The sequence below is a fragment of the Enterobacter cloacae complex sp. 677-3DZ2D5B genome, from assembly GCF_004136695.1.
In the GTDB taxonomy this organism is placed as follows: domain Bacteria; phylum Pseudomonadota; class Gammaproteobacteria; order Enterobacterales; family Enterobacteriaceae; genus Enterobacter; species Enterobacter hormaechei_C.
Genome location: NZ_QFLS01000007.1, coordinates 16,326 through 40,073, shown reverse-complemented (window position 1 = coordinate 40,073; position 23,748 = coordinate 16,326). Strand labels below are relative to the sequence as shown.

General features: G+C 55.3%; 23 protein-coding genes. 13 read left to right on the top strand and 10 right to left on the bottom strand.

The features are described 5' to 3' along the window. The first annotated feature begins 124 nt into the window (after window positions 1–124). Entirely contained in the window at window positions 125–2,242 is a 2,118-nt protein-coding gene (gene pqqU / locus DD597_RS11475) for a TonB-dependent receptor PqqU (RefSeq protein ID WP_023314203.1), read from the top strand. Window positions 2,243–2,365: 123 nt separating this feature from the next. On the opposite strand, the gene DD597_RS11470 is transcribed toward pqqU, so the two are convergent. The 3 genes from DD597_RS11470 to DD597_RS11460 all read right to left on the bottom strand — a co-directional run bounded on the left by DD597_RS11470 (window position 2,366) and on the right by DD597_RS11460 (window position 4,970). After that, window positions 2,366–3,034 (bottom strand): GntR family transcriptional regulator, encoded by a 669-nt coding sequence (locus DD597_RS11470; protein WP_003856981.1) that lies wholly within the window; start codon window positions 3,032–3,034, stop codon window positions 2,366–2,368. 259 nt (window positions 3,035–3,293) lie between these two features. Beyond that, complete coding sequence (locus DD597_RS11465) at window positions 3,294–4,328, bottom strand: NADP-dependent oxidoreductase (protein ID WP_129256196.1); 1,035 nt, start codon at window positions 4,326–4,328, stop codon at window positions 3,294–3,296. A 66-nt stretch (window positions 4,329–4,394) separates the two neighbouring features. Beyond that, entirely contained in the window at window positions 4,395–4,970 is a 576-nt protein-coding gene (locus DD597_RS11460) for a helix-turn-helix domain-containing protein (RefSeq protein ID WP_003856978.1), read from the bottom strand. 148 nt (window positions 4,971–5,118) lie between these two features. Here DD597_RS11460 and DD597_RS11455 point away from each other — a divergent pair, with 148 nt between their 5' ends. Continuing rightward, on the top strand, window positions 5,119–5,637 hold the full coding sequence (locus DD597_RS11455; protein ID WP_032609278.1) for a GNAT family N-acetyltransferase: 519 nt from the start codon (window positions 5,119–5,121) through the stop codon (window positions 5,635–5,637). Next, window positions 5,634–6,083: a DMT family transporter gene (locus tag DD597_RS11450; protein WP_058652216.1), complete on the top strand. Its 450-nt coding sequence runs from the start codon at window positions 5,634–5,636 to the stop codon at window positions 6,081–6,083. Before DD597_RS11455 ends, DD597_RS11450 begins: the two co-directional genes overlap by 4 nt. Window positions 6,084–6,086: 3 nt before the next feature. Here DD597_RS11450 and DD597_RS11445 read toward each other — a convergent pair whose 3' ends face one another. Together DD597_RS11445 and DD597_RS11440 are read right to left on the bottom strand one after the other, a co-directional pair. After that, window positions 6,087–6,320: a YdcY family protein gene (locus DD597_RS11445; protein WP_003856971.1), complete on the bottom strand. Its 234-nt coding sequence runs from the start codon at window positions 6,318–6,320 to the stop codon at window positions 6,087–6,089. Between the two features lie 74 nt (window positions 6,321–6,394). Further along, a complete protein-coding gene (locus DD597_RS11440) occupies window positions 6,395–7,993 on the bottom strand; it encodes an ABC transporter substrate-binding protein (protein WP_003856968.1) in 1,599 nt (532 codons plus the stop codon). A 282-nt stretch (window positions 7,994–8,275) separates the two neighbouring features. On the opposite strand from DD597_RS11440, the gene DD597_RS11435 reads away from it, so the two are divergent. From DD597_RS11435 to DD597_RS11425, 3 genes are read left to right on the top strand one after another with little or no spacing between them, the layout of a single operon-like run. Then, entirely contained in the window at window positions 8,276–9,613 is a 1,338-nt protein-coding gene (locus tag DD597_RS11435; RefSeq protein WP_045333081.1) for an SrfA family protein, read from the top strand. A 4-nt stretch (window positions 9,614–9,617) separates the two neighbouring features. Further along, window positions 9,618–12,599, top strand: coding sequence for a virulence factor SrfB (locus DD597_RS11430; RefSeq protein WP_129256195.1), 2,982 nt, complete (start codon window positions 9,618–9,620; stop codon window positions 12,597–12,599). Further along, the gene (locus DD597_RS11425; protein ID WP_129256194.1) at window positions 12,596–14,770 is read left to right on the top strand and encodes a virulence factor SrfC family protein; all 2,175 of its coding nucleotides are present in this window, start codon (window positions 12,596–12,598) and stop codon (window positions 14,768–14,770) included. Before DD597_RS11430 ends, DD597_RS11425 begins: the two co-directional genes overlap by 4 nt. A gap of 33 nt (window positions 14,771–14,803) precedes the next feature. Here the strand turns inward: DD597_RS11425 and DD597_RS11420 are convergent, their stop codons facing one another. Both DD597_RS11420 and DD597_RS11415 read right to left on the bottom strand, forming a co-directional pair. After that, entirely contained in the window at window positions 14,804–15,562 is a 759-nt protein-coding gene (locus DD597_RS11420) for an alpha/beta fold hydrolase (protein WP_129256193.1), read from the bottom strand. 86 nt (window positions 15,563–15,648) lie between these two features. Continuing rightward, complete coding sequence (locus DD597_RS11415) at window positions 15,649–15,822, bottom strand: GhoT/OrtT family toxin (RefSeq protein ID WP_003856960.1); 174 nt, start codon at window positions 15,820–15,822, stop codon at window positions 15,649–15,651. A 243-nt stretch (window positions 15,823–16,065) separates the two neighbouring features. On the opposite strand from DD597_RS11415, the gene DD597_RS11410 reads away from it, so the two are divergent. From DD597_RS11410 to DD597_RS11400, 3 genes are read left to right on the top strand one after another with little or no spacing between them, the layout of a single operon-like run. Next, a complete protein-coding gene (locus tag DD597_RS11410) occupies window positions 16,066–16,392 on the top strand; it encodes a DUF1971 domain-containing protein (RefSeq protein ID WP_023303799.1) in 327 nt (108 codons plus the stop codon). 27 nt (window positions 16,393–16,419) lie between these two features. Continuing rightward, entirely contained in the window at window positions 16,420–16,773 is a 354-nt protein-coding gene (locus tag DD597_RS11405; protein ID WP_003856958.1) for a DUF1971 domain-containing protein, read from the top strand. A 3-nt stretch (window positions 16,774–16,776) separates the two neighbouring features. Further along, window positions 16,777–16,959, top strand: a complete 183-nt coding sequence (locus DD597_RS11400; RefSeq protein WP_003856955.1) for a DUF1869 domain-containing protein — start codon at window positions 16,777–16,779, stop codon at window positions 16,957–16,959. Window positions 16,960–16,994: 35 nt separating this feature from the next. On the opposite strand, the gene patD is transcribed toward DD597_RS11400, so the two are convergent. From patD to DD597_RS11385, 3 genes are all read right to left on the bottom strand, one after another. Beyond that, window positions 16,995–18,419, bottom strand: coding sequence for an aminobutyraldehyde dehydrogenase (patD, locus tag DD597_RS11395; RefSeq protein WP_003856950.1), 1,425 nt, complete (start codon window positions 18,417–18,419; stop codon window positions 16,995–16,997). A 139-nt stretch (window positions 18,420–18,558) separates the two neighbouring features. Further along, window positions 18,559–19,983 carry a PLP-dependent aminotransferase family protein gene (locus DD597_RS11390; RefSeq protein ID WP_003856948.1) on the bottom strand — a complete coding sequence of 475 codons (1,425 nt, stop codon included), beginning with the start codon at window positions 19,981–19,983 and terminating at the stop codon, window positions 18,559–18,561. An 82-nt stretch (window positions 19,984–20,065) separates the two neighbouring features. Beyond that, entirely contained in the window at window positions 20,066–20,254 is a 189-nt protein-coding gene (locus tag DD597_RS11385) for a hypothetical protein (RefSeq protein ID WP_003856945.1), read from the bottom strand. A 393-nt stretch (window positions 20,255–20,647) separates the two neighbouring features. Between DD597_RS11385 and DD597_RS11380 the strand changes: the two genes are divergently transcribed. The 4 genes from DD597_RS11380 (at window position 20,648) to hslJ (ending at window position 23,747) form a co-directional block, all read left to right on the top strand. Then, window positions 20,648–22,042, top strand: a complete 1,395-nt coding sequence (locus DD597_RS11380; protein WP_003856944.1) for a cytochrome ubiquinol oxidase subunit I — start codon at window positions 20,648–20,650, stop codon at window positions 22,040–22,042. A 5-nt stretch (window positions 22,043–22,047) separates the two neighbouring features. Next, entirely contained in the window at window positions 22,048–23,058 is a 1,011-nt protein-coding gene (gene cydB / locus DD597_RS11375; RefSeq protein WP_023314215.1) for a cytochrome d ubiquinol oxidase subunit II, read from the top strand. Beyond that, window positions 23,058–23,186, top strand: coding sequence for a DUF2474 domain-containing protein (locus DD597_RS11370; protein ID WP_017693358.1), 129 nt, complete (start codon window positions 23,058–23,060; stop codon window positions 23,184–23,186). Before cydB ends, DD597_RS11370 begins: the two co-directional genes overlap by 1 nt. A gap of 123 nt (window positions 23,187–23,309) precedes the next feature. Next, on the top strand, window positions 23,310–23,747 hold the full coding sequence (gene hslJ / locus DD597_RS11365; protein WP_023314216.1) for a heat shock protein HslJ: 438 nt from the start codon (window positions 23,310–23,312) through the stop codon (window positions 23,745–23,747). Window position 23,748: the final 1 nt, after the last annotated feature.

Genomic DNA, 23,748 nt, shown 5'->3' with positions numbered 1-23,748 from the left:
TTCCTTCAAAGCCTTACATTCACGAAATGTGCGGTTATAGTTTTCATAACATTTACAAAGGATTTAACATATATACACAGGTTCCAGTTGATTTGGTTCGAATTTTTCTTAACCGGTTTACTCCATGAAAATTATTACTGCCCGCAAGGCATCACTACCCCTGCTGTTCGCTCCCGTCATTTTTGGCCCGCTGAGTGCGATGGCCGCGGATGAACAGACCCTGATCGTCAGCGCCACGCCGCAAACTGTCTCCGAACTGGACACCCCGGCCGCAGTCAGCGTGGTGAGCGGCGAGGATATGCGACATGCCACACCGCGCATCAACCTTTCTGAATCCCTTGGGAGCGTGCCTGGCCTGCAAATCCAGAACCGCCAGAACTATGCTCAGGATCTGCAACTTTCCGTTCGCGGATTCGGCGCGCGTTCAACCTTCGGCGTACGCGGGATCCGCATGTACGTGGACGGCATTCCGGCAACCATGCCCGACGGCCAGGGGCAGACGTCAAACATAGACCTCAACAGCATTGAGAGCGTCGACGTGCTGCGCGGCCCCTTCTCTGCCCTGTACGGCAATGCCTCCGGCGGCGTAATCAACATCAACACCCAGACCGGACAACAGCCAGCCACAATTGAAGCCAGCAGCTATTACGGCAGTTACGGCACCTGGCGTTACGGCATGAAGGCCACCGGTGCGGTGGGCGACGGGACTCAGGCGGGGGATGTGGACTATGCGGTATCCACAACCCGCTTCACCACCCATGGCTATCGCGACCACAGCGGCGCACGGAAAAACCTCGCCAATGCGAAACTGGGCGTACGCATTGATGATGTCAGCAAGCTAACGCTGATTTTTAACAGCGTCGACATGAAAGCCAACGATCCGGGCGGACTGAGTTATCAGGAGTGGCAGAACAACCCACGCCAGTCACCCCGTGGCGATCAGTACAACACGCGTAAAACCATTAAGCAGACCCAGGCCGGGATCCGCTACGACCGTCAGTTAAGCGAACAGGACGACCTCAGCGTGATGATGTACGCCGGTGAGCGTGAAATGACCCAGTACCAGTCCATTCCGGATACCGCGCAGACTGAAAATCCTGCGCATTCGGGTGGCGTAATTGATATGCAGCGCCACTATCAGGGTATTGATACCCGCTGGACCCACCGCGGTGAGCTTCTGGTGCCGGTAACGTTTACCACCGGCCTGAACTACGAAAATATGAGTGAAAATCGCCGCGGGTATGAAAACTTCGTGATGAACAACGGCGTGCCGGATTTTGGCGTGAAGGGTAACAAACGCCGTGACGAACGTAACCTGATGTGGAACCTTGATCCCTACCTGCAAACCCAATGGCAGCTCACGCAAAAGCTGTCCGTTGAGGCGGGCGTGCGTTACAGCTCCGTCTGGTTTGACTCCAACGATCATTACATTACCCCTCAAAACGGCGATGACAGCGGTGACGCCAGCTACCATAAATGGCTCCCGGCTGGTGCGGTGAAATACGCCGTGACCGACGCCTGGAACCTGTATGCCGCGGCGGGACGGGGATTTGAGACCCCTACCATCAACGAACTCTCATACCGTTCTGATGGCAAAGGCGGCCTCAATATCAACCTGCAACCGTCAACCAACAACACCTATGAGATTGGCAGCAAAACCCGCATCGGCAATGGCATCCTGACGGCGGCGCTGTTCCGCACGGATACCGACAACGAGATCGTAGTGGACGAAAACAAAGATGGTCGCACTACCTACAAAAATGCGGGGAAAACGCGCCGTCAGGGTGTGGAAATTGCGCTTGACCAGCAGTTTGCCGAAAACTGGAAGCTGAAAATGGCGTGGACCTATCTCGATGCGACCTACCGTACCAACGTCTGCGATAAAGCAGATTGTAGCGGCAACCGAATGCCGGGGATTGCCCGTAATATGGGGTATGCGTCGTTTGGCTGGGAGCCTGAGGAAGGCTGGTACGCGGGGGCAGATGCCCGCTACATGAGCGACGTGATGGCAAACGACACCAATACCGCCAAAGCGCCCTCTTATACCGTGGTCGGTCTGAATACCGGGTATAAACTCAATTACGGCAAATGGGGAATGGACATCTTTGGTCGCGTCGATAACCTGTTCGATAAAGAGTACGTCGGTTCAGAGATTGTAAACGCCGGCTACAATCGCTATTACGAACCCGCCCCTGGCCGTAACTATGGCGTGGGCCTGTCGGTCTCTTATCGCTTTGAGTAAAACATTTTCCGGCAGCGCACGTTGCCGGTAAAAAAATAACATCATTCCCGGTAGCCTTAAGCGCCGGGAATATACTCAGGGAAGTTTAAAACGAATAAAAAAATAAGTGCGCCAGTGCGATCCTTAACTGTAGTATTGCCGTTGCAGGAGGATATTGGCTTCATCAATGGCTCGGTCGATCGCTTCCCGACTGGCCGTCACGTCCCTTTGCTCAAGCGCAGAAAGCAGATCGGCATAATGGTAAGTCGTGGCAGGGATATCTTTCATCTCTTCGTGCAGGTAGTTGATACACGGACCAATCCGTACCCATAGCTGCTCAATCAGCGAGTTCAGGGTCGGCATTTCGGCATACTGATAGAGCGTAAACCGGAACACGCGGTTGGCATGGATCGCCTTCTGCACGTCGCCCTGATGCATGGCGGTGCTGAAGTTATCTGACAGCGCGCGTAATGCATCCAGTTTGGTCTCGGTCATATTCTGACACGCCGCCGCAACGGCCATCGGCTCAAGCTGTTTTCGGATGGCGTTAATTTCGTTATAACGCTCCAGCGTAACCTCTGGCACCAAAAACGCCTGAGCAGGCGTGGCCTGTAATGCGCCTGCCGACACCAGGCGCAGCAGGGCTTCGCGCACTGGTGTGATGCTGGTGCCTAATTTATCCGCAATCTCTTTCGTGATGAGTCGAGCCCCAGGTTTTAATGAGCCCGTAATTAACGCTCCCTTTAAACTGTTCTCAACTTGCATCGTCAGACTGATTCTTTGTGCTTTTTCCAGGTTTTCCAAATCAAGCATGTTTAATTCCCGTAGCCAAAACAAAATGCCATTTTCAGCGACTGTTTAAAAAAATATCGCCGGTTTGATATATCCTGTATCGTCATGCCTGGTATGAAGGGCGCGCGTTAAAATAAAAATTGTTTAATTACTATTACGTTTACCACTTCTGGCTCAGCTGGGCCGATGGCGCGCAATGCTTATGGATTAATTAAAGACAATATATCGTATCTTCACAAATAATTATGGCGGACTTTGCCCGCCATAACCGATGCTCTGTTTAGTCCGCCGCCACGCGGATCACGACCTTGCCGAAGTTTTTCCCTTCCAGCAGCCCAATCAACGCCTCCGGCGCCGCGTTCAGCCCTTCGGTGACCTGCTCGCGATAGTGTATTTTGCCTTCCTTCACCCAGCGTCCCATTTCCTGCTGGAACTCGCCGATACGATGACCATAGTCCTGAGCGATGATAAAGCCCTGCATGCGGATGCGTTTTTTCAGGATGGTCCCCATCAGCAGCGGCAAGCGATCCGGCCCCTCCGGCAGGTTGGTCGCGTTGTAGCCGCTGACCAGTCCGCAAACCGGCACGCGCGCGGAGGTATTCAGGAGCGGCAGTACGGCGTCAAAGACTTTACCGCCGACGTTTTCATAATACACGTCAATGCCCTGCGGGCAGGCTTTCGCCAGCTGTTCGGCAAAATCATCCGCATGGTGATCCAGACAGGCGTCGAAACCGAGCACGTCGACCGCATGACGGCATTTCTCCTCCCCGCCAGCCACGCCGATGACCCGGCACCCTTTGATTTTTCCGATCTGCCCCACCGTTGCGCCAACCGGCCCCGTGGCCGCCGCCACGACGAGGGTTTCCCCTGCCTGAGGCTGGCCGATATCAAGCAGCCCCATATACGCGGTGAAGCCCGGCATCCCGAGCACGCCGAGTGCCCATGAAGGGTGCGACGGGTTTTCGCCCAGCCTGACCAGCCCTTTCCCGTCGGAAAGTTCATACTCCTGCCAGCCGCTGTAGCCCAGAACCCACTCGCCCTCTTTATAATCCGGATGGCGGGAGGTCTCGACGCGGCTTACCGTGCCGCCCACCATCACCGCGCCAATCTCGACAGGAGGTGAATAGGATGGGGCATCGCTCATACGGCCACGCATGTACGGATCAAGCGAGAGCCATACGGTGCGTAATAACACCTGTCCCTCTGCGGGCGTGGGGATCGGCTGCTCTTCCAGGCGGAAATTTTCGGCAACCGGCGCGCCGTGTGGACGGGAAGCCAGTACCCAGCGTCGGTTTTGCGTAGTTGATTGATTCATTCTTCGCTCCTTACTGCTGAAAATGTCATTCAAGTCTGGCACGTTATCCTGCGGATCGCCTTTGCATTATGAGCCGGACTGATTAAGCCGCACGACCAGATAGAGGCACGATTCATCCGTTTCGTTGATAAACCGGCAGTCGTTCGGCGGCCCGAGTTCCAGACAATCTCCGGCCTTCATTTCATGGCGGGTATCCCCCTCCAGAAAGACCAGTTCACCTGCCTGCAACCAAATCAGCTGTCGCGCCAGCGCGTAAGAGGAAGCGGGCATCGGCACATCGCTGCCTGCGGGTAGCTCCACCTGGACGAGGTCGATAGGCATATCGGTGCGCGGCGACACATGGCGACGCAAATAGTGGGTTTGCGGATCGCGCCAGACGGGCTGGTTCGCCAGACGTAACAGTTTGCCCTCCTGCATTTCCGCGCGCGCAATGAGCGTAGACATGCTAATACCGAAGGCACCGGATAACCGCGCAAGCAGCGTCGCCGTTGGGCTACTGTCACCCCGTTCAATCTTATGGATCATGGCGCGTGAGATACCTGCCCGTTCGGCCAGTTCGCTTAATGACCAGCCACGCGACTCGCGTTCAAGGCGTATGCGGGCGCTAATGCGTTGATTCATATTGTCTGTCATTGTATTCATGACGTCATACTATAGTGTACGGATGGTTTTTCGGGGGAGTTTTGTGACAAAAAAACAGGGATTTTGTCGTAGCGATGGAATACATGAACTGTGTAATATTGTGACAAAACCATACTACTATAGTGAACAACACAGCCAGAGGTTAACCATGATTGTTCGTCATGCCTGCAAAGAAGATTGTGCCGCTATCGGTGAAATTTATAACCATGCGGTGCTGCACACCGCCGCAATATGGAACGATACAACTGTCGATACCGATAACCGTATTGCATGGTTTGAGGCGCGCACGCTGTTGGGTTATCCGGTGCTGGTCAGTGAAGAAGAAGGTGTAGTGACGGGATACGCCTCATTTGGCGACTGGCGAGCATTCGACGGTTTTCGCCATACGGTGGAGCACTCGGTTTACGTTCATCCCGATCATCAGGGCAAAGGCATTGGTCGACTGCTAATGACGGAATTAATTAAGGAAGCCCGCCAGATAGGTAAACATGTGATGGTTGCCGGTATTGAGGCGCAGAACCAGGCGTCGATTCATCTGCATGAAACCCTGGGCTTTATTACCACCGGAAATATGCAGCAGGTAGGAACCAAATTCGGTCGCTGGCTGGATTTAACCTTTATGCAACTCCAGCTCGATGAGCGCAGCGATCCGGATGCTCTGCCATGAATCAATCGTTGACGTTAGCATTTCTGGTGGCCGCCGGGATTGGGCTGGTGGTACAAAACACCCTTATGGTGCGCATTACGCAATCCTCTTCCACCATTCTTATCGCCATGCTGCTGAACTCGCTGGTGGGGATTGTGTTGTTTGTCAGCATGTTGCTGGTGAAAAATGGCATGGCGGGGTTTAACGAACTGGCGTCAACGGTGCGCTGGTGGACGCTGATCCCCGGCCTGCTGGGGTCATTTTTTGTCTTTGCCAGTATTAGCGGATATCAGAATGTGGGCGCGGCAACGACCATTGCCGTACTGGTGGCAAGCCAGCTGATTGGCGGTCTGGTGATGGACATCCTCAAGAGCAACGGCATTCCCCTGCGCGCGCTGGTTGGCCCGGTCTGCGGCGCAGTGATGCTGGTGGTTGGCGCCTGGCTGGTGGCACGGCGCCAGTTTTAACCCTTACAGGATAGTCCCACCCTGCGTGAGGTGGGCATGGCGTGCCTCCGCCTCTTCTTTATGTTGCTTGCCATGATGCGCAATCGCGGTACGCAGGCGCTGCTGCTGGGTATAACGATCTTCACGGCTGAGCTCTGCATCATCGCTTAATTCGATCAGCAGTTCGTTCATGTGGGTAATCACGCTCTCTTCGATGGTGGCATCGACGCGGGCGATAACTTTGTTTAAATGTGACATTGTCACTCCTTATCACGTGCCGGGTGCTAACTGTAGGCCGGGTAAGGCATAGCCGCTACCCGGCAAGAATACGATCAGTTCAGCTTCGCTTTCGAGAAGTCACTGCCCATCAGACTCACGCTGTACCCGGTCACGTTGCTGCGGGTCGCGTAGAACGTTTTGCCGTTAGCTAACGCAATCCACGGTGCCTGCTGATAGAAAATCTCCTGTGCCTGTCCATACAGCTTCGCACGTTCGTCCGGGTTGCTGGTCAGTTTGGCCTTTTGCACCAGTTCATCATACCCCTTATCACACCAGCGCGCGGCGTTAGATCCGGTTTTGATGCTGTTACAACCCAGCAGCACATCGGCGAAGTTGTCCGGATCGCCGTTATCAGACATCCAGCCGAACAGCGCGGAATCATGCTCGCCTTTACGCATGCCGGAGAGGTACTCACCCCACTCGTAAGAGACGATTTTCGCCTTCACACCCACTTTCGCCCAGTCAGCCTGGATCATCTCCGCAATGCGTCGCGAGTTCGGGTTGTACGGACGCTGAACCGGCATGGACCAGAGGGTCACTTCCGCGCCCTTCTCCAGACCCGCCTGCTTCAGCAGCGCTTTCGCTTTTTCCGGATCGTAGCCGTAATCCTTCAGGTCTTTATTAAAGCCGAGCATGTTCGGCGGGATCGGCGATTTAGCGACCGTACCAGACCCCATAAAGACCGCGTTCACAATGGCCTTTTTGTCCGTCGCGTAATTCAGAGCCTGGCGCACCAGCACGTTATCAAACGGTTTTTTCTCCGTGTTGAACGCCAGGTACCCCACGTTCAGCGCATCCACCGAGTGCAGGGTCAGGTCTTTGTTTTTCTTGATCGCTTCAAACTGCACCGGCGACGGCGCAGGAATGATCTGACACTCGTTCGTTTGCAGCTTCGCCAGACGCGTCTCAACGTTTGGCGTGATGGAGAAGATCAGGTGTTTGGTCGGCACCTCACCGTCCCAGTAGTTCGGATTAGCGACGTAGCGGATCAGCGAATCCACCTTGTACTGCTGAAGCACATACGGGCCGGTGCCGATTGGCCAGGTGTCCACATTTTCAGGTGTCCCCTTTTTCAGCATCGCGTCCGCGTACTCGGCAGAGAGGATCGAGGCGAAGTCCATTCCCCAGTCGGCCAGGAACGCCGCGTTGGGTTCGCTCAGCGTGAACTGGACGTGATAATCGTCGATCTTTTTCACATCCTGAATGAGCTTGTCGAGGCCCACGTCATTAAAGTATTCGTAATTACCCTGGGAAACATTGTGATAGGGATGCTTAGGGTCTTTCTGACGCATAACGGAGAAAATAACGTCATCAGCGTTAAAATCACGGGTAGGTTTGAAGTATTTATTGCTGTTGAATTTTACCCCTTTACGCAGGGTAAACGTGTATGTTTTGCCGTCTGGCGAAATGGTCCACGACTCGGCCAGAGAAGGCACCGGCGTGTTTTTTACCGGGTCGAAGTTAATCAGACGGTTATACAGCGTTTGCGAGCTGGCGACAAACGAAGGTCCAGAGCTGGCGATCTGCGGGTTAAACGACTCCGGCGACGCCTCGGAGCAGTAGATAATGGTGTCTTTATTTGCCGCCCATGCGGCGCTTGCCGGTAGCAGCGCGCTCAGCGCGAGGGCGAGCACGGTTTTCCCTGTAGACATGGTTATTACCCTTTCGGTTTTATTATAGTGAACAGTAATAACAGCACAGACGTATTGGCCTGACAAATAACGAATCACTATCAGGTTATTCTAAAGCCGTACATTTCGCTGGTTTTAGCATCACCCCGCAGAAACCGATTTGCCTTAAGGTTCATTATTCGTCAAGCACAACCATCACGATCAATGCCGCAAGAAATCGTCCCTTTTATCGTCTCCTCCGCCGTTTGCTTGCTTAGCTGTTTCGTTAAAGTAATGGCGTGAAGAAGTCTACAGGACCAAATCGTGGCAAAAACACTTTTACGCAGCGGTAATCTGGATGATTTTCAGGCCGTTGGTGGCGGCGGACAGGCCGTTTTTGAATCAGCGCTGCAAATCCGCGAAGCGCTTCGGTTGCGCAAACAACAGGCTATCGTCGATTGTCTGGCCATCCCCCAGGTCTACGACGGCGGCGATCGCGTTGACTGGTACTCCCCGGTTGAGGGAACCGTCTCCAGCTGGAAGGCGGCGGATGAAGATGATCGTTATCGCGCCCTACGCTATCTGGAAAACACGCTCGCCAGCGTGGAGTCTCTGAGTAAAAAATGCCTTCAGTCACCGAAAACGGCGCAGCAACTGTTTGGCTCTCTGCTCTCAAAAGCCTTTCAGTTTCCCGGTGAAAACTTTGTTTTCCTGGTGGATGGCAAACCGGTGATCTGCTTCTGGGGTTTCGTCAATCTTAACGAGAACGCGCGCGACGACGTGCTGGACTGCCTGCGCGAATCGTTGGTCCCTGAACCTGAGCCAGTGGTGATTAACGAGCCTGAACCTGAACAGGAGCCAGAACCGGCCCCGGTAGTGACCTTTGAGCAGGCCGACGCGCCGCTTATCACGCCTGTGGCTTCCGTCCGTATCACCGAAGATGAACTGTATACGCCAGAGCCGGTGCGCATGAACGCCGCGCCGCCAGAGCCCGCACCGGCGGCCATGCAGAAAAAACGTCGCTCCCCCCTGTGGTTGCTGCCGGTTGCCGCCGTCATTATTGCGGCCATTGCCACCCCGCTGCTTTGGCCAAAACAGGCCCCGACCGCAGCGCCTGTTGCCACACCAGCGCCAGTGCCTGTCGCCATTGCTCCGGCCCCCGTAAAGACGGTCGAGCCGCTTGAGCTGAAACTCCCGCTGCACCAGGCCGAAGTGGTAGAGCCGAAGGTGAAAACGCCTGCACCGGCAGCCGAACCAGTGGTCATTACCGCGATACCGAAAGATGCGATGGTGATGGAGGCAAACCAGGTCAAAGCGGGGTTAACGCGCTTCCTGAATGGCACCTGGCGCGCGTTTCTCGATGTGCAGGATCCGCTCACCGGCAAACCGCCGTCGCTGCGCTATCAGATCCAGAACAATAAAGGTTTCGCCCGGGTTGTGCATGGCGACAACATTGTCTGCCGGGTAGACGTCTTTTCCGGATTACACAGCAACGGCGAGCTGTTGATCAAAACGCGCGGAAACGCTCGTTGCACCGACGGTTCACGCTATCCGATGCCGGAAGTGACCTGTAAGGCTGGTGCCAGCGACGTGGCGGAATGCACCGCACGTTACGATGCCAACACCATCGTTCCTCTGACGTTCAAGAAAGCAGGTGTCTGATCCTATGCTGGTTAATCTTTGCGACTATAAACAGAGCGTGACGCTGATTGCTAACAGCGGCGTGCAGTTTCTCGATTTTGGCTTGACTCCGCAGGACACTGCCAGCAACGGGCGTTTCGTGCGTAAAACGGCAAATGGCCCGCTGTTGCGCCTGGATTTTGATCTGGTTAACGGCCGGTACACGCTGCCTGCCACCGATGGCGGGCAGCCGGAAGTGGTCAAGCCTGAAAGCACCATTCCACTGCATAACTCCCTGAACGTGCTGGACGGCGTCTGGCTGCCGCTCCCTTTCCTGCGCTTTAACCCGCCGCGGACGTTTGTTGATGGTCCGGATAACTGGGCGCGCGTCCAGGTACGAAAGCTTTCCACGCCCGACGCGGCTGGCAATACGCACCGGGTCACCGTCGCGCTCGACAGCCAGATTGCAGAGCATGCGACGTCTGCGCTGTCGCCGGTTGAAAACGATATCCTTAACGGCACGCGTTTCGCGCTCGCCTGGCGCGACAGTGAGGTTGAGAGTTTCCTTGACCAGACCTGGATTGACGGCTGGCTGCGCGAAGCCTTTACGCAGTTTGCCGACGGGGTTGAAAAACGCTCCGAGCGGGAGCTGCATCAGGCCATGCGCAGCTTTGAATATCAGGCACACTGGCTCAACCTGCTCTCCATGCTCGGGGAACAACTCACCGTGCCGGAAGTGAAGTTTGTCACCCATACCCTGAGCACCCCTGCTATTCCTGTCGATCTGATCCTTGACGTAGGCAACACCCACACCTGCGGCGTGATTATTGAAGATCATGGTGATGCCAACGACGGCCTGCGCCAGACGGCTGAACTTCAGGTACGATCTCTGAGTGAGCCACAGTTCCTGAATGAGCCGCTGTTTACCAGCCGTCTTGAATTTTCCGAAGCGCGTTTTGGCAAGCAGCACTTCTCTGTGGAAAGCGGCCGGGAGGATGCATTCGTCTGGCCGTCCATTGTCCGCGTGGGTGATGAAGCGCGTAAGCTGGCAATGCAGCGTCTGGGCACGGAAGGCAACAGTGGAATTTCCAGCCCGCGTCGCTATCTGTGGGACGAGACGCCGGTGGTGCAGGACTGGCGCTTTAGCCAGATGAACAGCAAAACCCAGCGCGAACCGCTGGCAACTGCGTTTCCGCTGATGAACCTGATGAACGACGACGGGGAACCACTCTTTACGCTGCCGCAGGATGAGCGTCTGCCGGTGTTCTCTCCGCAGTACAGCCGCAGCACCCTGATGACGCACATGCTCTGCGAGCTGCTGGCTCAGGCGCTTGGCCAGATTAACAGCGTGGCCACCCGCTTGCGGCTCGGCTTCCCGGCCTCTCCCCGCCAGCTGCGGACGCTGATCCTCACCCTGCCTTCGGCAATGCCGAAACAGGAGCGCGAGATTTTCCGTCGCCGCATGTTCGAAGCCATCGCCATCGTCTGGAAAGCGATGGGCTGGCACCCGCAGGATGAAGATTTTGCCAGCCGCAAGCAGCAGGAAAAAAGCGTGGTGCCGGTCCCTGAGATCCAGATGGAGTGGGACGAGGCCAGCTGCGGCCAGCTGGTGTGGCTGTATAACGAAGCCATTTCCCATTTCGGTGGTCAGACCGAGGCCTTTTTCGCCTCCCTCGCCCGTCCGGATCGCGCGCCTGAGCCTGGCGTCCAGCCGGGGCGTGCGCTGCGCGTGGCCTCGATTGATATCGGCGGCGGCACGACGGATATGGCTATCACGCACTATCAGTTAGATGATGGTTCCGGAAATAACGTCAAAATCACCCCGCAGCTGCTGTTCCGCGAAGGGTTCAAGGTCGCTGGCGATGATACGCTGCTGGACGTGATCCAGCGCTACGTTCTGCCCGCGCTGCAAACCCAGCTTCAGAAATCCGGCATAGCCGATGCCTCCCAACTGATGGCATCCCTGTTCGGTGATTCCGGGCGGATCGATACCCAGGCGGTCCTGCGCCAGCAGACGGCGCTTCAGCTTTTTATGTCGATAGGTCACGCGATCCTGGCGGCGTGGGAATCGAGCGATGTTGACGATCCGCTGGCCGGGCTGCATGCCACCTTTGGCGACCTGCTTACGCAAAAACCGACGCGCAACGTGATGAATTATCTCCAGCAGGCGATTGACCATGCGTTGCCTGCCGGCTCAGAACACTTCGATCTGTTCAGCGTACCGCTGCACGTCAGCTTTCGGGAGATGCGGGACGCCATGCTGGCGGGTCAGTTCACGCTTGCCGCCCCGCTTCATGCGGTATGTGAGGCGATCTCTCACTACAGCTGCGATATCCTGCTGATCACGGGACGGCCGGGCTGTCTGCCGGGCGTTCAGGCCCTCATTCGCCACCTGCAACCGGTGCCCGTCAACCGCATCGTCTGGCTGGATAAATATCAGGTTCATGAATGGTATCCGTTCAGCCAGCAGGGACGGATCGGCAACCCGAAATCCACCGCTGCGGTGGGAGCGATGCTCTGTAGCCTGGCGCTGGATCTTCGTCTGCCGCGCTTTAACTTTAAAGCAGCGGATATCGGCGCGTACTCTACGGTGCGCTATCTGGGCGTGCTGGATAACACGATCAATACCCTGCGGGACGAGAACGTCTGGTATCACGATATCGACCTCGATAAACCCGGCGCGAAACTGGACGCCCGTCTGCACTTCCCGCTGCGCGGCAACGTTACGCTCGGCTTCCGGCAGCTGGCCAATGCCCGCTGGCCCGCGACACCGCTCTATACCCTGAGCATCAATTCTGCCGAGCTGGCGAAAGCCATTGCGGGCGACGGCGTACTGAACGTGCGCCTGAAGCTGCGTGGCGGCACTAAACAGGAAGGTCCGGAATCTTTCGAGCTGAGTGATGCCTGGCTACAGGACGGCACGCCAGTGCCGCCGGATGCCCTGACCTTTAAACTGAATACTCTGGCCGATCGCCGACACAGCGGCAGCCACTACTGGATCGACAGCGGGAGCGTATACCTCAAATGACTGCGACGACTGCCACCACTCAGGCCTTAATCGGGTGGATCAACGAGACGCGACAGCACGCCCCGATGCTGGATAACGAAGCCGACGCCCTGCTTGCCCGCCTTAACGGAGTAAGCGCGCGTGAAGAGGCGCTCGATCGCGCCCTTGTCAGCCAGGGCAGTATCGGCCTATATGGCCACTCGCAGGCCGCGAAAGCGCACCTGCTGGCTGCCCTGTGCGACAGCGGGGACGAACGGCTGAACGTTACGCCGGGTCAACGCACGTTTGATTACTTCTCGCATATTAACCCCGGGCATGCACCGACCAACATGGCCGTGCGTTTCAGCAGAGCGTCCCGCGAGGTCGCAGACGACGCGTTTCCCCTGCGCCTGCGCCTGGTAACGGAGGCCGAGCTGGTGCAGCTGTTTATCGCGCGCACCACGCTGGATCCGCAGATCCGCGCGGTGGATAAATCGGTGATTGAAGCCCGGCTTGAGAAGTGGCGAGCGCTGCGACAACCGCAGAGCGTGCCGGGAATGACGGCGCGGGAAGTCGCGACCATTGCCCGGTTCTGGCAAAGCGTAGTACCCGGCGCTAAGCAGCATATTGATGATGCCCTGTGGCACCAGTTTGCTCTGCTGGTTCCGTCGCTTGATCTCAGCACCCGCGCCAGCGTCTGGTCTCTGCTGTGGGGTGAGCAGCAGGAGTTAACCCAGCAGTGGCTTAAATTCGCCCAGGTGCTGCATCAAACCAGCCATGCCAGCGCACTTGCGGCGCCGTTGAGTCTGCTGGTGGACAGCTTTGGTCTACCCTGCGAAGGCTTTCTTACTCACGGGGCGTTTACCGTGCCGGAAGCACAGGAAACACTGCTTCATCCGGTAAAAAACGGCGAGCTGCTTAACGCCATTAGCCTGCCCGTTGATGTACTGGCATCTCTGACCCGCGAAGTGGTGCTGCCCGTTGAGAACTGCGTGCTGGATAACGTTGACGTCATTGATATTCCGGCCATTCCTGAGGAAAACACGCCGCTGATGATGCAGGCAAAATGCCTGTGGTTGCTGGAGCATTATCGTCAGCACATTCAGCCGGATGTCCTGGTTATCTGCAATGCAACGGCGCACCACCAGCAGACCGCGAAAACGGCAAGGCTCCTGCAAAACTGGGTCAAAGAGACGCAGCCGGTTGAAGAATCCGCGTTGCCGGGGCTGGTCTGGGCCATTACCCCTCATGATGCGCGGTTTACCACAAAGCAGAATCTGGACGAAGCGGTGCAGCAATTGCTGGGCCAGCCGGGTCTGCGCTGGGGCACGCTTCAGGCGCTCGATAGCCACAGCATGCAGCGAGTGATTGAGTGGCTGTCGCAGGCTACCCTGCCGGCACAGCGCCAGAAGCGTCTCCGCGCGCTGAAAAGGCTGTTACTAGAGTCGCTGTCAACGCTGATGCGCCCATATGTCGCGCCTCTCACTCAGGAGCCAGGCGCAGGGCGGGCAATGGCCGAAAAAATGGTCCGAACGCTGCAAGGCAGTGCCGCTCGTCATGGTGAACTGCTTGAGGGGCTTCTGCCGCCGTTAAACGCGTTTGAGACGCTGCTGACCGTCCACCAGCCTCGTGAGGAACAGGTCAACGGCCTGTTTAACGATGTTATCGATCTGTTTGCGGAAGAGACGCAGGAAAATCCAGGCGCGTTGCAGACCAAAGACAAAGCGCGGCTGGCCCATAACGTGTGGGTTAACCATCTTCGTCAGTGGAGTCGCAACGACGCGGCGGCTGCCCGTCTGGGCCTGGACGCAGAGGTATTACAGCAGATTGCGGATGTGCTGATCGTTACCAGCTATCGGCTGGATCTGCCGCTGCAACTGCAACGCATTGCAGAAAAAGATAAAAGCAGCGCCGCGCAGCTGCATGCCGCGACAGGCAATTTCATTAGCTGGCTTGGCTATGAACTGACACCCGTCTCTGAACGGCCTGCAAGCCGGATCCGCAAAGGTGAGCCAATTTTTGTGACGCCCGTTGTGAGCAGCGCCTCACCCCGTCTTACCCGACTTGGCGAGCAGCCTGTCCATGCGGCGACAGCCTATGTTTATGACTGGTTGGTTGCGCTCTACACCCGCGCGATTGAGAACGTGGATTATCAGTGTCCGTATGACGTTCAGCCTGCGGCACGGAAAGCCTTGTCTGCCTTGCTGTCTTAATCATTCCAGCCCGCAACAATGCGGGCTGCCCATTCATGAGCCGTTTATGAAGCCAGACAAAGCCTGAGCCAACGCTGACGGGTTTTCCCAGGACATTGAATGGCCCGCATCAGGGATAATTTTTACAGCAACGCCGTTTTGTTGCAGACGATTAAAATCGTCATCAGGTAGGGATCGCTCACCAAAAACTAACATTACCGGGCAGCGCAATGACAAGAACAGGTGTTCCCAGTCAGGTTTAACGCCCTCGACCAGGCTTGTTGCGCAGCGCCAGACGGCCCAGGGGGCATTACTTTGAAGGCTTCCAGTCCACGGCGACGTTTCCGCCCGCAGCATGTCATCATAGCCCTGAGCCAGAAAATGTTGTTCCGTTTGGGCCGCAATTGCCCGGCTGAACATCCCGCCACCCGCATGAAAATTGGGTTCAGACACTATCAGGCCCTTAACGCGCGACGTTAACAGCGTTGCCGTTTCGATCGCGATACTCCCCCCCATGCTATGACCATAGAGCCATAGACTATCCAGGCCGAGATGGTTTAACAGTTCAACCACCACCTGCGCCTGTTCGCTCGTGCGATAACGGTAGATGTCAGGTTTGTCACTGTAACCGCTACCGGGAAGATCGATCAGAATGGCTCTGCGCCCCCCGAAACGGGTATCACAGACAATACGAGGATATTCATACGACGATGCACAGCCCAACCCGTGGATAAACACAACCGGGTCACCGAAACCGGGAAGATCCTGCCAGCGCACAGTGCAGCCTGCTTGCTGCGAATAGAAACTGTTCATAAGCACTCCATGTATGACAAACTGTATATTTATACAGCCTCAATGTATGGAATGCTATGTCTGGATGCCGATTCTGGAAGCGTGCTTCAGAAAAGAGAGATCAACAGGGCAACAGGAAAGCTCATCGGCCAGGTGGAACCCACCAGGAATGCGCTCAACAGGCGAATACGTTTACGATCTTTAGACAGGAACCAGGTGATTAATGCGCAGATGGAGGCCATGATTGCGTAGAACACCAACATCTTTTGATACAACGTCATTCTGTTTACCTGAGCCGAAAAATAACCGCACGCAATATGCGTCATATGTTGACACAGATCAAGTTTTTTCGTTACATCATAACCACTTAAATACTATGGATAATAACAACTGAGTACCTTGTGTAACAACGCCGGGTAAAGCAAAACGGTTATTATTGATAACATGCAAATTAAATGCACTTTTTGATAAATCCATCCCCTCAGAAAGCAGTTTAATAACAGCAGGCTTTTAAGGGAGGAAACATGCTACGCATTCCGCAGAGTTGCATTCACACCCGTTCCACGCCTTTCTGGAACAAAGAAACGGCCCCCGCCGGCATTTTTAAACGTCACCTTGATACGGGCACGCGTCCGGGCGTTTACCCTCGCCTGTCGGTGATGCGTGGCGCAGTGCGTTATCTGGGCTATGCTGATGAATTTACCTCTGAGCCTGACAGCGAGCTCGTCATTGAAGCGGGTCGTTTCGGCGTTTTCCCGCCAGAGAGATGGCACCACATTGAGGTGATGACCGACGACACCCTGTTCAATATTGAATTCTTTGTTGAACCTGAGGTGCTTAAGTCCCTTTAAGCACCCGCCAACATGAAGGAAACTATGATGTTACGTATTCCTGAAAACTTTGTTCATACCCGCTCGACGCCGTTCTGGAATAAAGAGACCGCCCCAAAAGCGCTTTTTACCCATCACAACACCAAAGCCGGCGTGTACGGTCGGTTGTCCGTCATGCAGGGTGCGGTGCGTTACTTTGGCTTTGCCGATGGCGACGCCACCGAGCCCGATTTGGAAGTGGTCATTGAGGCCGGTTCTTTTGGCATCTCCCCACCGCAAAAATGGCACCGCATTGAGCTTCTGACCGACGACACCTATTTTAATATCGACTTTTTCGCGGATCCTGCCGTCACGCTCAGCGGTGCGGGCATCGGTAAAGTGGTCAACACGCATAAGGAGTAAATAATGGGTAAGGCTACCTATACCGTGACCGTCACCAACAACAGCAACGGCGTGTCAGTGGATTATGAAACAGAAGCGCCAATGGAGCTGTTGATCCCGGACGTCGCGGCAGATGTCGTGAAGGATCTGGTGAACACCGTTCGCGCCTACGATACGGAAAATGAACACGAGGTATGTGGCTGGTAAGCTGAATCGCCCGGCACTGCGCCGGGCATGAGGGTTTAGTGTTTAAACATGACATGTCGGACTACCGTGTAATCCTCAAGTCCGTAGACCGACATATCTTTTCCGTAACCGGATAACTTCATCCCGCCGTGCGGCATTTCGCTCACCAGCATAAAATGGGTATTGACCCAGGTGCAGCCATACTGCAACCGTGCGCTGAGGCGATGGGCGCGTCCGACGTCTTTTGTCCAGACGGACGAGGCCAGGCCGTATTGCGAATCGTTAGCCCAGTTCAGCACCTGCGCTTCATCCTCAAATTCTGTCACGCTGACCACCGGGCCAAACACTTCTCGCTGGACGATCGCATCTTCCTGCTTCGCCCCGGCCAGCAGCGTTGGCTGGAAGTAATATCCTGCCCCCTCTTTTTTACTGCCACCGGTGACGACGCGGATATGTCCAAGGGTTTTGGCTTCGTCCACGGCAGCACAAACGCGGGAAAGATGCGCTGCGGAGCTGAGCGGGCCCAGCTCGGTTGAAGCATCGTCCGGCGCGCCCATTTTCAGGCTGGCAACGGCTGCGCCCAGCTTTTCGACCAGCGCGGGGTAAATCCCCTTCTGGGCATAGATACGACAGGCTGCGGTACAATCCTGACCAGCATTGTAGAAACCAAACGTACGCACGCCTTCAACCACGGCATCCAAATCTGCATCGTCAAAGACAATGACCGGCGCTTTTCCGCCCAATTCCATATGGGTACGTTTAACTGAAGATGCGGTATGCCCGATAATATGTTCTCCGGTAGCAATAGAGCCGGTGAGAGAAACCATACGGACTTTTTCGTGACCGGTCAGCGGATCTCCTACGGTTTTGCCGCGACCAAACAGCACGTTCAACACGCCTGGCGGGAAGATATCTTTCGCCAGTTCCGCCAGCTTCAGCGCCGTCAACGGGGTGATTTCAGACGGCTTGATGACGACACAGTTTCCCGCCGCCAGCGCGGGCGCCAGCTTCCATGCGGCCATCATCAGAGGATAGTTCCAGGGCGCAATAGAGGCGACAACGCCAACCGGGTCGCGGCGGATCATCGAAGTATGTCCTTCGAGGTATTCTCCGGCAGCCAGCCCGTTCAGGCAGCGGGCGGCCCCGGCAAAGAAGCGAAACACATCGACCACGGCCGGGATCTCGTCCCCCTGGACACAGTGCAGCGGTTTCCCGCAGTTAAGGGATTCCAGATTTGCGAACGCGTCAGCGTTGGCTTCTATCACATCAGCCAGTTTCAACAGACATTCGGCGCGCGTTTTCGGCGTCGTTTGTCCCCACTCTGTGAACGCGCGATCGGCAGCCTGGACGGCAGCGTCCACCTGTGCTTCCGACGCTTCAGCAATCTCCAGCAGCACTTCACCCGTGGCAGGATTATAAACCGCCTGCTTCTCACCTTCGCCGGCCACCAGTTCACCATTAATCAGCAATTGATTTTGCATAGCATCGTCCTGTTGAAATCGACATTGTTTTCGCTGTCAGTACACGTTCTGGCGGACATGTACGTGACAACGTCACGTCACCAATCCGCACTCCCTTACTAAAGGTAGACCGCACGTCATGTCGCTTCAGGAATTTTCATCAAGGTGTGACTGGGTGCAGCATCATTTCGCGGATTACCCCCGCCAGCTGGACGACCGCCTGCTCCTCCCGCTCGCCCCATCCCCATGAGGTATTGAAACGGAAAAACGGTGTCCAGATATTGGAGGTGGAAAACATCTTGCCGGGCGCAATGCTGATTTGATGGGTTAACGCCTTCTCACTCAACCGCCCCGCATCCAGCTGTTCAGGCAGTTCCAGCCATAAAAAGTAGCCGCTGTCGTTATGATGGATTTTGACGCCGGCAGGCATATGGCGCAAAAGCGATTGCCAGGCCTGCTGTTTGCGTTCAGCAAGCGTGCGTCGCAGGCGGCGAAGGTGGGCGTCATAACGTTTGGTCGCCAGGTAATCCACCAGCGCCAGCTGCATGGGAGAACTGGTGGATAACGTACTCATCAGCTGCAACTGCTGAATACGGCGCGCATGTTTTCCCGCCGCCACCCAGCCAATACGAAAACCAGCCACCAGACACTTGGAGAATGAGGAGCAGTGCAACGTCATATCCTGCTTATCCCAGGCCTTTGCCGGAAGCGGCTTTTCGCGGCCAAAGTAGAGTTCGCTGTAAACATCGTCTTCAATCAGCGTGACGTTATGCCGGGTTAATAACGCCACCAGCTGAGCTTTCTTCTCTGCACTCAGCGTGAAGCCGAGCGGGTTCTGACTGTTGGTCATCAGCCAGCAGGCTTTCACCGGATAATCATTTAATGCCTGCTCAAGGGCACTGAGATCGATGCCCTCACGCACGTCAGTGGCAACCGACAGCGCTTTCAGTTTCAGACGTTCAAGCGCCTGGAGTGCGCCATAAAAACAGGGATTTTCAACGATAACCCAGTCCCCTGGTTCAGTCACAGCCTGCAAACTGAGGTTGAGCGCCTCAAGCGCACCCGCGGTGATCACAATTTCATCCGGGGAGATATTCATTCCCTGCTGAGCGTAGCGACGGGCAATGGCATGACGTAAGTCGACGTTACCCGGCGGCAGGTTTTCAATCACGCTCATGGCGGTAGCCGTTTTGCTGACGTTAGCCAGCGATCGGTTGAGTTGCTGAAGCGGGAAAAGGCGCGGATCGGGAAACGCCGAGGCAAAAGGGACAACGGAGGGGTCGCGGCTGGCCTGTAGCACGTCGAAGATATAGGTGTTGATGTCGACCACTTCATCGCGCATCACCTGCGCGGGCGGTGCAGGCTGGTGTGTGGTCGGGCGCGCGGCAACGTAATAGCCTGACTGCGGTCTGGCAACAATGCGCCCCTGACTTTCCAGCATCTGATACGCGTGGCCCACGGTCATAAAACTCATGCCGCTGCTTGCCACCTGCTCTCGCAGAGAAGGTAACTTATCGCCCGGCAACCATACGCCAAGCTCAATCTGCGAGATAATTTGTTGCGCCAGACGCTGGTATTTTTTCATCAGATTCTCCTTATTGCTGACAGTGTATATCAGCAGGAGAAAAAGAGAAGATTTTGCTAACTGTTATGGGAAACGCGGCAGATTACTTGCGGTACTCAGTAATGTGATTCTGAGCCGAACGCGCTGCGGCCAGGTGGTCGAGCGTGATCATTGGCGATTTGCAGAAAATGCATTTCGCGCCGAACGGATTTTTGTCAGACACATCAAAAGCTGAGGTGCGGTACTGCGAGCCATGACAGCATGGGCAGCGGAAATGGATATAAGAAGTCATAGGATTCTCCTGTAAACGTAAAAACGTAAATTACTCATGAGCCGATCAGGCAAAAAATGGTTCGATACAAAACTAATCGGAATGTAGATAAAGACCCAAGAGAGGCTGCGGAGAGGCACAACGTGATGAGAACTGCTTTATAAAACTACGTCAGATATTTATTTGGATTCAAAACCAGAAATCCATTAACGCATGTTGCTGGCGACAAAGCAAGCTGTTTAATGCGTAATAATCATAAAAAGAAATTTTTTATTCTTACTTGTTAGCTATATCAGCCAGATAAAGTTCACCTTTTCACACAACTGTTATAGGTAAATTATCAATTTCTGCTTCTGATATCTCATTCCCCCCCTCTTTATCATAACAGTACACCGTTTAACATTGAGGCAATGCATGTTTGGTCCAGATGCGTTTCATCTTGCGCGAATACAGTTCGCCTTTACCGTATCCTTTCATATTATTTTTCCGGCGATAACCATTGGCCTGGCGAGCTATCTCGCCGTGCTGGAAGGGCTGTGGCTGAGAACAAAAAATCCCGTCTGGCGATCGCTGTACCATTTCTGGTCAAAGATCTTCGCCGTCAACTTTGGGATGGGCGTGGTCTCCGGCCTGGTGATGGCTTATCAGTTTGGCACCAACTGGAGCGGGTTTTCGCAGTTCGCGGGCAGTATTACCGGCCCCCTGCTGACCTATGAAGTGCTTACCGCGTTCTTCCTTGAGGCGGGGTTCCTCGGGGTGATGTTGTTTGGCTGGAATAAGGTCGGGCCGGGGCTGCACTTCTTTTCGACCTGCATGGTCGCCCTGGGGACCCTCATGTCTACGTTCTGGATCCTCTCGTCAAACAGCTGGATGCAGACACCGCAAGGGTATGAAATCATCAACGGTCAGGTCGTTCCGGTGGACTGGTTTGCCGTGGTGTTTAACCCCTCCTTCCCTTACCGCCTGCTGCACATGTCGATAGCGGCATTTCTCAGCAGCGCACTGTTTGTTGGTGCCTCCGCGGCCTGGCATTTGCTGCGCGGAAACAATACCCCCGCTATTCGCACTATGTTCTCCATGGCGTTGTGGATGACGTTAATCGTGGCCCCAGTCCAGGCGCTGGTGGGGGATATGCACGGGCTTAATACCTTAAAACACCAGCCAGCGAAAATAGCCGCCATCGAAGGTCACTGGGAGAATCCGCCGGGTGAGCCTACTCCACTGCTGCTGTTTGGCTGGCCGGATATGGAGCAGGAACGGACCCGTTTTGGCCTGGAAATTCCCGCTCTCGGCAGCCTGATCCTGACCCACAGTCTCGATAAACAGGTTCCGGCATTGAAGGAGTTCCCAAAAGAAGATCGCCCGAACGCCACCATTGTCTTCTGGTCTTTCCGCATCATGGCCGGCCTGGGGATGTTGATGCTGCTCCTGGGCGTGACGGCAATCTGGCTGCGTTACAAACAGCGCCTTTATACATCACGTTCCTTCCTGTGGTTTGCCCTGCTGATGGGACCGTCCGGGCTGATCGCGATCCTCGCCGGATGGGTAACAACGGAGGTCGGCCGCCAGCCGTGGGTCGTCTATGGACTACAGCGTACGAAGGATGCGGTTTCCGCGCATGGCGATCTGCACATGAGCATCAGTTTGCTGGCCTTCTTCGTGGTTTATACCGCGGTATTCGGCGTGGGTTACAGCTATATGGTGCGTCTGATTAAAAAAGGGCCGCAGCCCCATGAATCCTTCGCGACTGAATCCGATGGCCGCCCTGCTCGTCCGCTTTCTGCCGTCACCACTGAATTTAAGGAGTAACCGTAATGGGTATCGATCTTTCCATTATCTGGTTCGTGATTATCGTTTTCGCCACGTTGATGTATATCGTGATGGACGGTTTTGATCTGGGGATAGGCATCCTGTTTCCGGCAACGCCGAATGCGGACGACCGCGACGTGATGGTCAACAGCGTGGCTCCCGTCTGGGATGGCAACGAAACCTGGCTGGTGCTTGGCGGTGCGGCCCTGTTTGGCGCCTTTCCTCTCGCCTATGCGGTTATCATCGACGCGCTAACCATTCCACTGACAATAATGCTGATCGGGCTTATATTTCGTGGGGTCGCCTTCGAATTTCGCTTCAAGGCCACTCCGGCGCACCGCCCGTTCTGGGATAAGGCCTTTATTGGCGGGTCAATTGTGGCGACCTTCAGCCAGGGCATCACCGTCGGTGCGGTCATCCAGGGGTTCAGCGTCACCGGTCGAGCTTACAGCGGTGGTCCGTTTGACTGGTTTACCGCGTTCAATTTTTTCTGCGGAGCGGGTCTTGTGGTGGCTTACGCGCTGTTAGGATCAACGTGGCTGGTAATGAAAAGCGAAAATGCCCTGCAAAAGCGGATGCGTCAGCTATCGAAAGTGCTTCTGCCCCTGCTTCTGGTATTCATTGCGATAATCAGTATCTGGACCCCTCTCGCCCAACCAGCTATTGCTGCGCGCTGGTTTACGCTGCCGAATCTGTTTTATCTGCTGCCTGTTCCTGCGCTGGTTGCGATCCTGAGTCTGTGCCAGTGGCGCTGCCTGCACGATCCTGCGAGCCATACCCTGCCGTTTATCATGACGTTAGGGCTGGTTTTTCTTGGCTTTAGCGGGCTTGGGATCAGCATCTGGCCGCATATCATCCCGCCGGACATTACCCTCTGGCAGGCCGCTGCGCCAGCCCAAAGCCAGGGCTTTATGTTAGTGGGTGCACTGTTGATCATTCCCGTGATTCTGGTCTACACCTTCTGGAGTTATTACGTTTTTCGCGGAAAAGTACAGCATGGGGAGGGTTATCACTGATGCAACAACCTGTATGGAAACGTTTGATGTGGCTTGCCATCATCTGGGGCGGCAGCGTCCTGGCGCTGGCCTGCGTAAGTATGCTCTTTAAAATGCTGATGGCCGCAGCTGGATTTAAATCGCACTAACTCGCTGACCGGGCGCGCCGCCGCCCGGTCCCTTCCCGCACTTTCAGATAAACCCCATTAACACCCAGGAGGGTATGGTTACACTGAAAAAATATTTACAGCATTGATAGTTTGAGAAGAAAAATGAAAAAGCTCGCGGCAGTAAGTTTAATCAGCCTTGTACTGGCTGGATGCGTTAATCCTGGTAAAGCCTCCGTTCAGACCGATCAGTTAGAGAATCACCGTTTCGTTCTTGAAAATGTGGATGGCAAAGCAGTCAAAGGCGGGAAAACGCAGCCTGAAATTCGCTTCAGTGCGCAACCCAATATCAGCCTGATTAACAACATTGTCGTCTCCGGCACAATGTGCAACGGCTTCAACGGCCAGGGTAAACTGTCCGAAGGAGAGTTGACGGTCAAAACGCTGGCAATGACGCGGAAACTCTGCACCGAGCCGCAGCTAAATGAACTGGATCAGACCATCGCCGATATGCTACGCACAGGCGCACAGGTAGACCTGACCGAAGACCAGTTAACGCTGGCGACAGCCAATAAGACATTGATGTTTAAGCGAGTTGAATAAC

Excerpts from the sequence above, each read along its gene's own strand:
- pqqU (WP_023314203.1), top strand. The coding sequence starts at position 125 with ATGAAAATTATTACTGCCCGCAAGGCATCACTACCCCTGCTGTTCGCT.
- DD597_RS11470 (WP_003856981.1), bottom strand. The coding sequence starts at position 3,034 with ATGCTTGATTTGGAAAACCTGGAAAAAGCACAAAGAATCAGTCTGACG.
- DD597_RS11465 (WP_129256196.1), bottom strand. The coding sequence starts at position 4,328 with ATGAATCAATCAACTACGCAAAACCGACGCTGGGTACTGGCTTCCCGT.
- DD597_RS11460 (WP_003856978.1), bottom strand. The coding sequence starts at position 4,970 with ATGAATACAATGACAGACAATATGAATCAACGCATTAGCGCCCGCATA.
- DD597_RS11455 (WP_032609278.1), top strand. The coding sequence starts at position 5,119 with ATGATTGTTCGTCATGCCTGCAAAGAAGATTGTGCCGCTATCGGTGAA.
- DD597_RS11450 (WP_058652216.1), top strand. The coding sequence starts at position 5,634 with ATGAATCAATCGTTGACGTTAGCATTTCTGGTGGCCGCCGGGATTGGG.
- DD597_RS11445 (WP_003856971.1), bottom strand. The coding sequence starts at position 6,320 with ATGTCACATTTAAACAAAGTTATCGCCCGCGTCGATGCCACCATCGAA.
- DD597_RS11440 (WP_003856968.1), bottom strand. The coding sequence starts at position 7,993 with ATGTCTACAGGGAAAACCGTGCTCGCCCTCGCGCTGAGCGCGCTGCTA.
- DD597_RS11430 (WP_129256195.1), top strand. The coding sequence starts at position 9,618 with ATGCTGGTTAATCTTTGCGACTATAAACAGAGCGTGACGCTGATTGCT.
- DD597_RS11425 (WP_129256194.1), top strand. The coding sequence starts at position 12,596 with ATGACTGCGACGACTGCCACCACTCAGGCCTTAATCGGGTGGATCAAC.
- DD597_RS11420 (WP_129256193.1), bottom strand. The coding sequence starts at position 15,562 with ATGAACAGTTTCTATTCGCAGCAAGCAGGCTGCACTGTGCGCTGGCAG.
- DD597_RS11415 (WP_003856960.1), bottom strand. The coding sequence starts at position 15,822 with ATGACGTTGTATCAAAAGATGTTGGTGTTCTACGCAATCATGGCCTCC.
- DD597_RS11410 (WP_023303799.1), top strand. The coding sequence starts at position 16,066 with ATGCTACGCATTCCGCAGAGTTGCATTCACACCCGTTCCACGCCTTTC.
- DD597_RS11405 (WP_003856958.1), top strand. The coding sequence starts at position 16,420 with ATGTTACGTATTCCTGAAAACTTTGTTCATACCCGCTCGACGCCGTTC.
- DD597_RS11400 (WP_003856955.1), top strand. The coding sequence starts at position 16,777 with ATGGGTAAGGCTACCTATACCGTGACCGTCACCAACAACAGCAACGGC.
- patD (WP_003856950.1), bottom strand. The coding sequence starts at position 18,419 with ATGCAAAATCAATTGCTGATTAATGGTGAACTGGTGGCCGGCGAAGGT.
- DD597_RS11390 (WP_003856948.1), bottom strand. The coding sequence starts at position 19,983 with ATGAAAAAATACCAGCGTCTGGCGCAACAAATTATCTCGCAGATTGAG.
- DD597_RS11385 (WP_003856945.1), bottom strand. The coding sequence starts at position 20,254 with ATGACTTCTTATATCCATTTCCGCTGCCCATGCTGTCATGGCTCGCAG.
- DD597_RS11380 (WP_003856944.1), top strand. The coding sequence starts at position 20,648 with ATGTTTGGTCCAGATGCGTTTCATCTTGCGCGAATACAGTTCGCCTTT.
- cydB (WP_023314215.1), top strand. The coding sequence starts at position 22,048 with ATGGGTATCGATCTTTCCATTATCTGGTTCGTGATTATCGTTTTCGCC.
- DD597_RS11370 (WP_017693358.1), top strand. The coding sequence starts at position 23,058 with ATGCAACAACCTGTATGGAAACGTTTGATGTGGCTTGCCATCATCTGG.
- hslJ (WP_023314216.1), top strand. The coding sequence starts at position 23,310 with ATGAAAAAGCTCGCGGCAGTAAGTTTAATCAGCCTTGTACTGGCTGGA.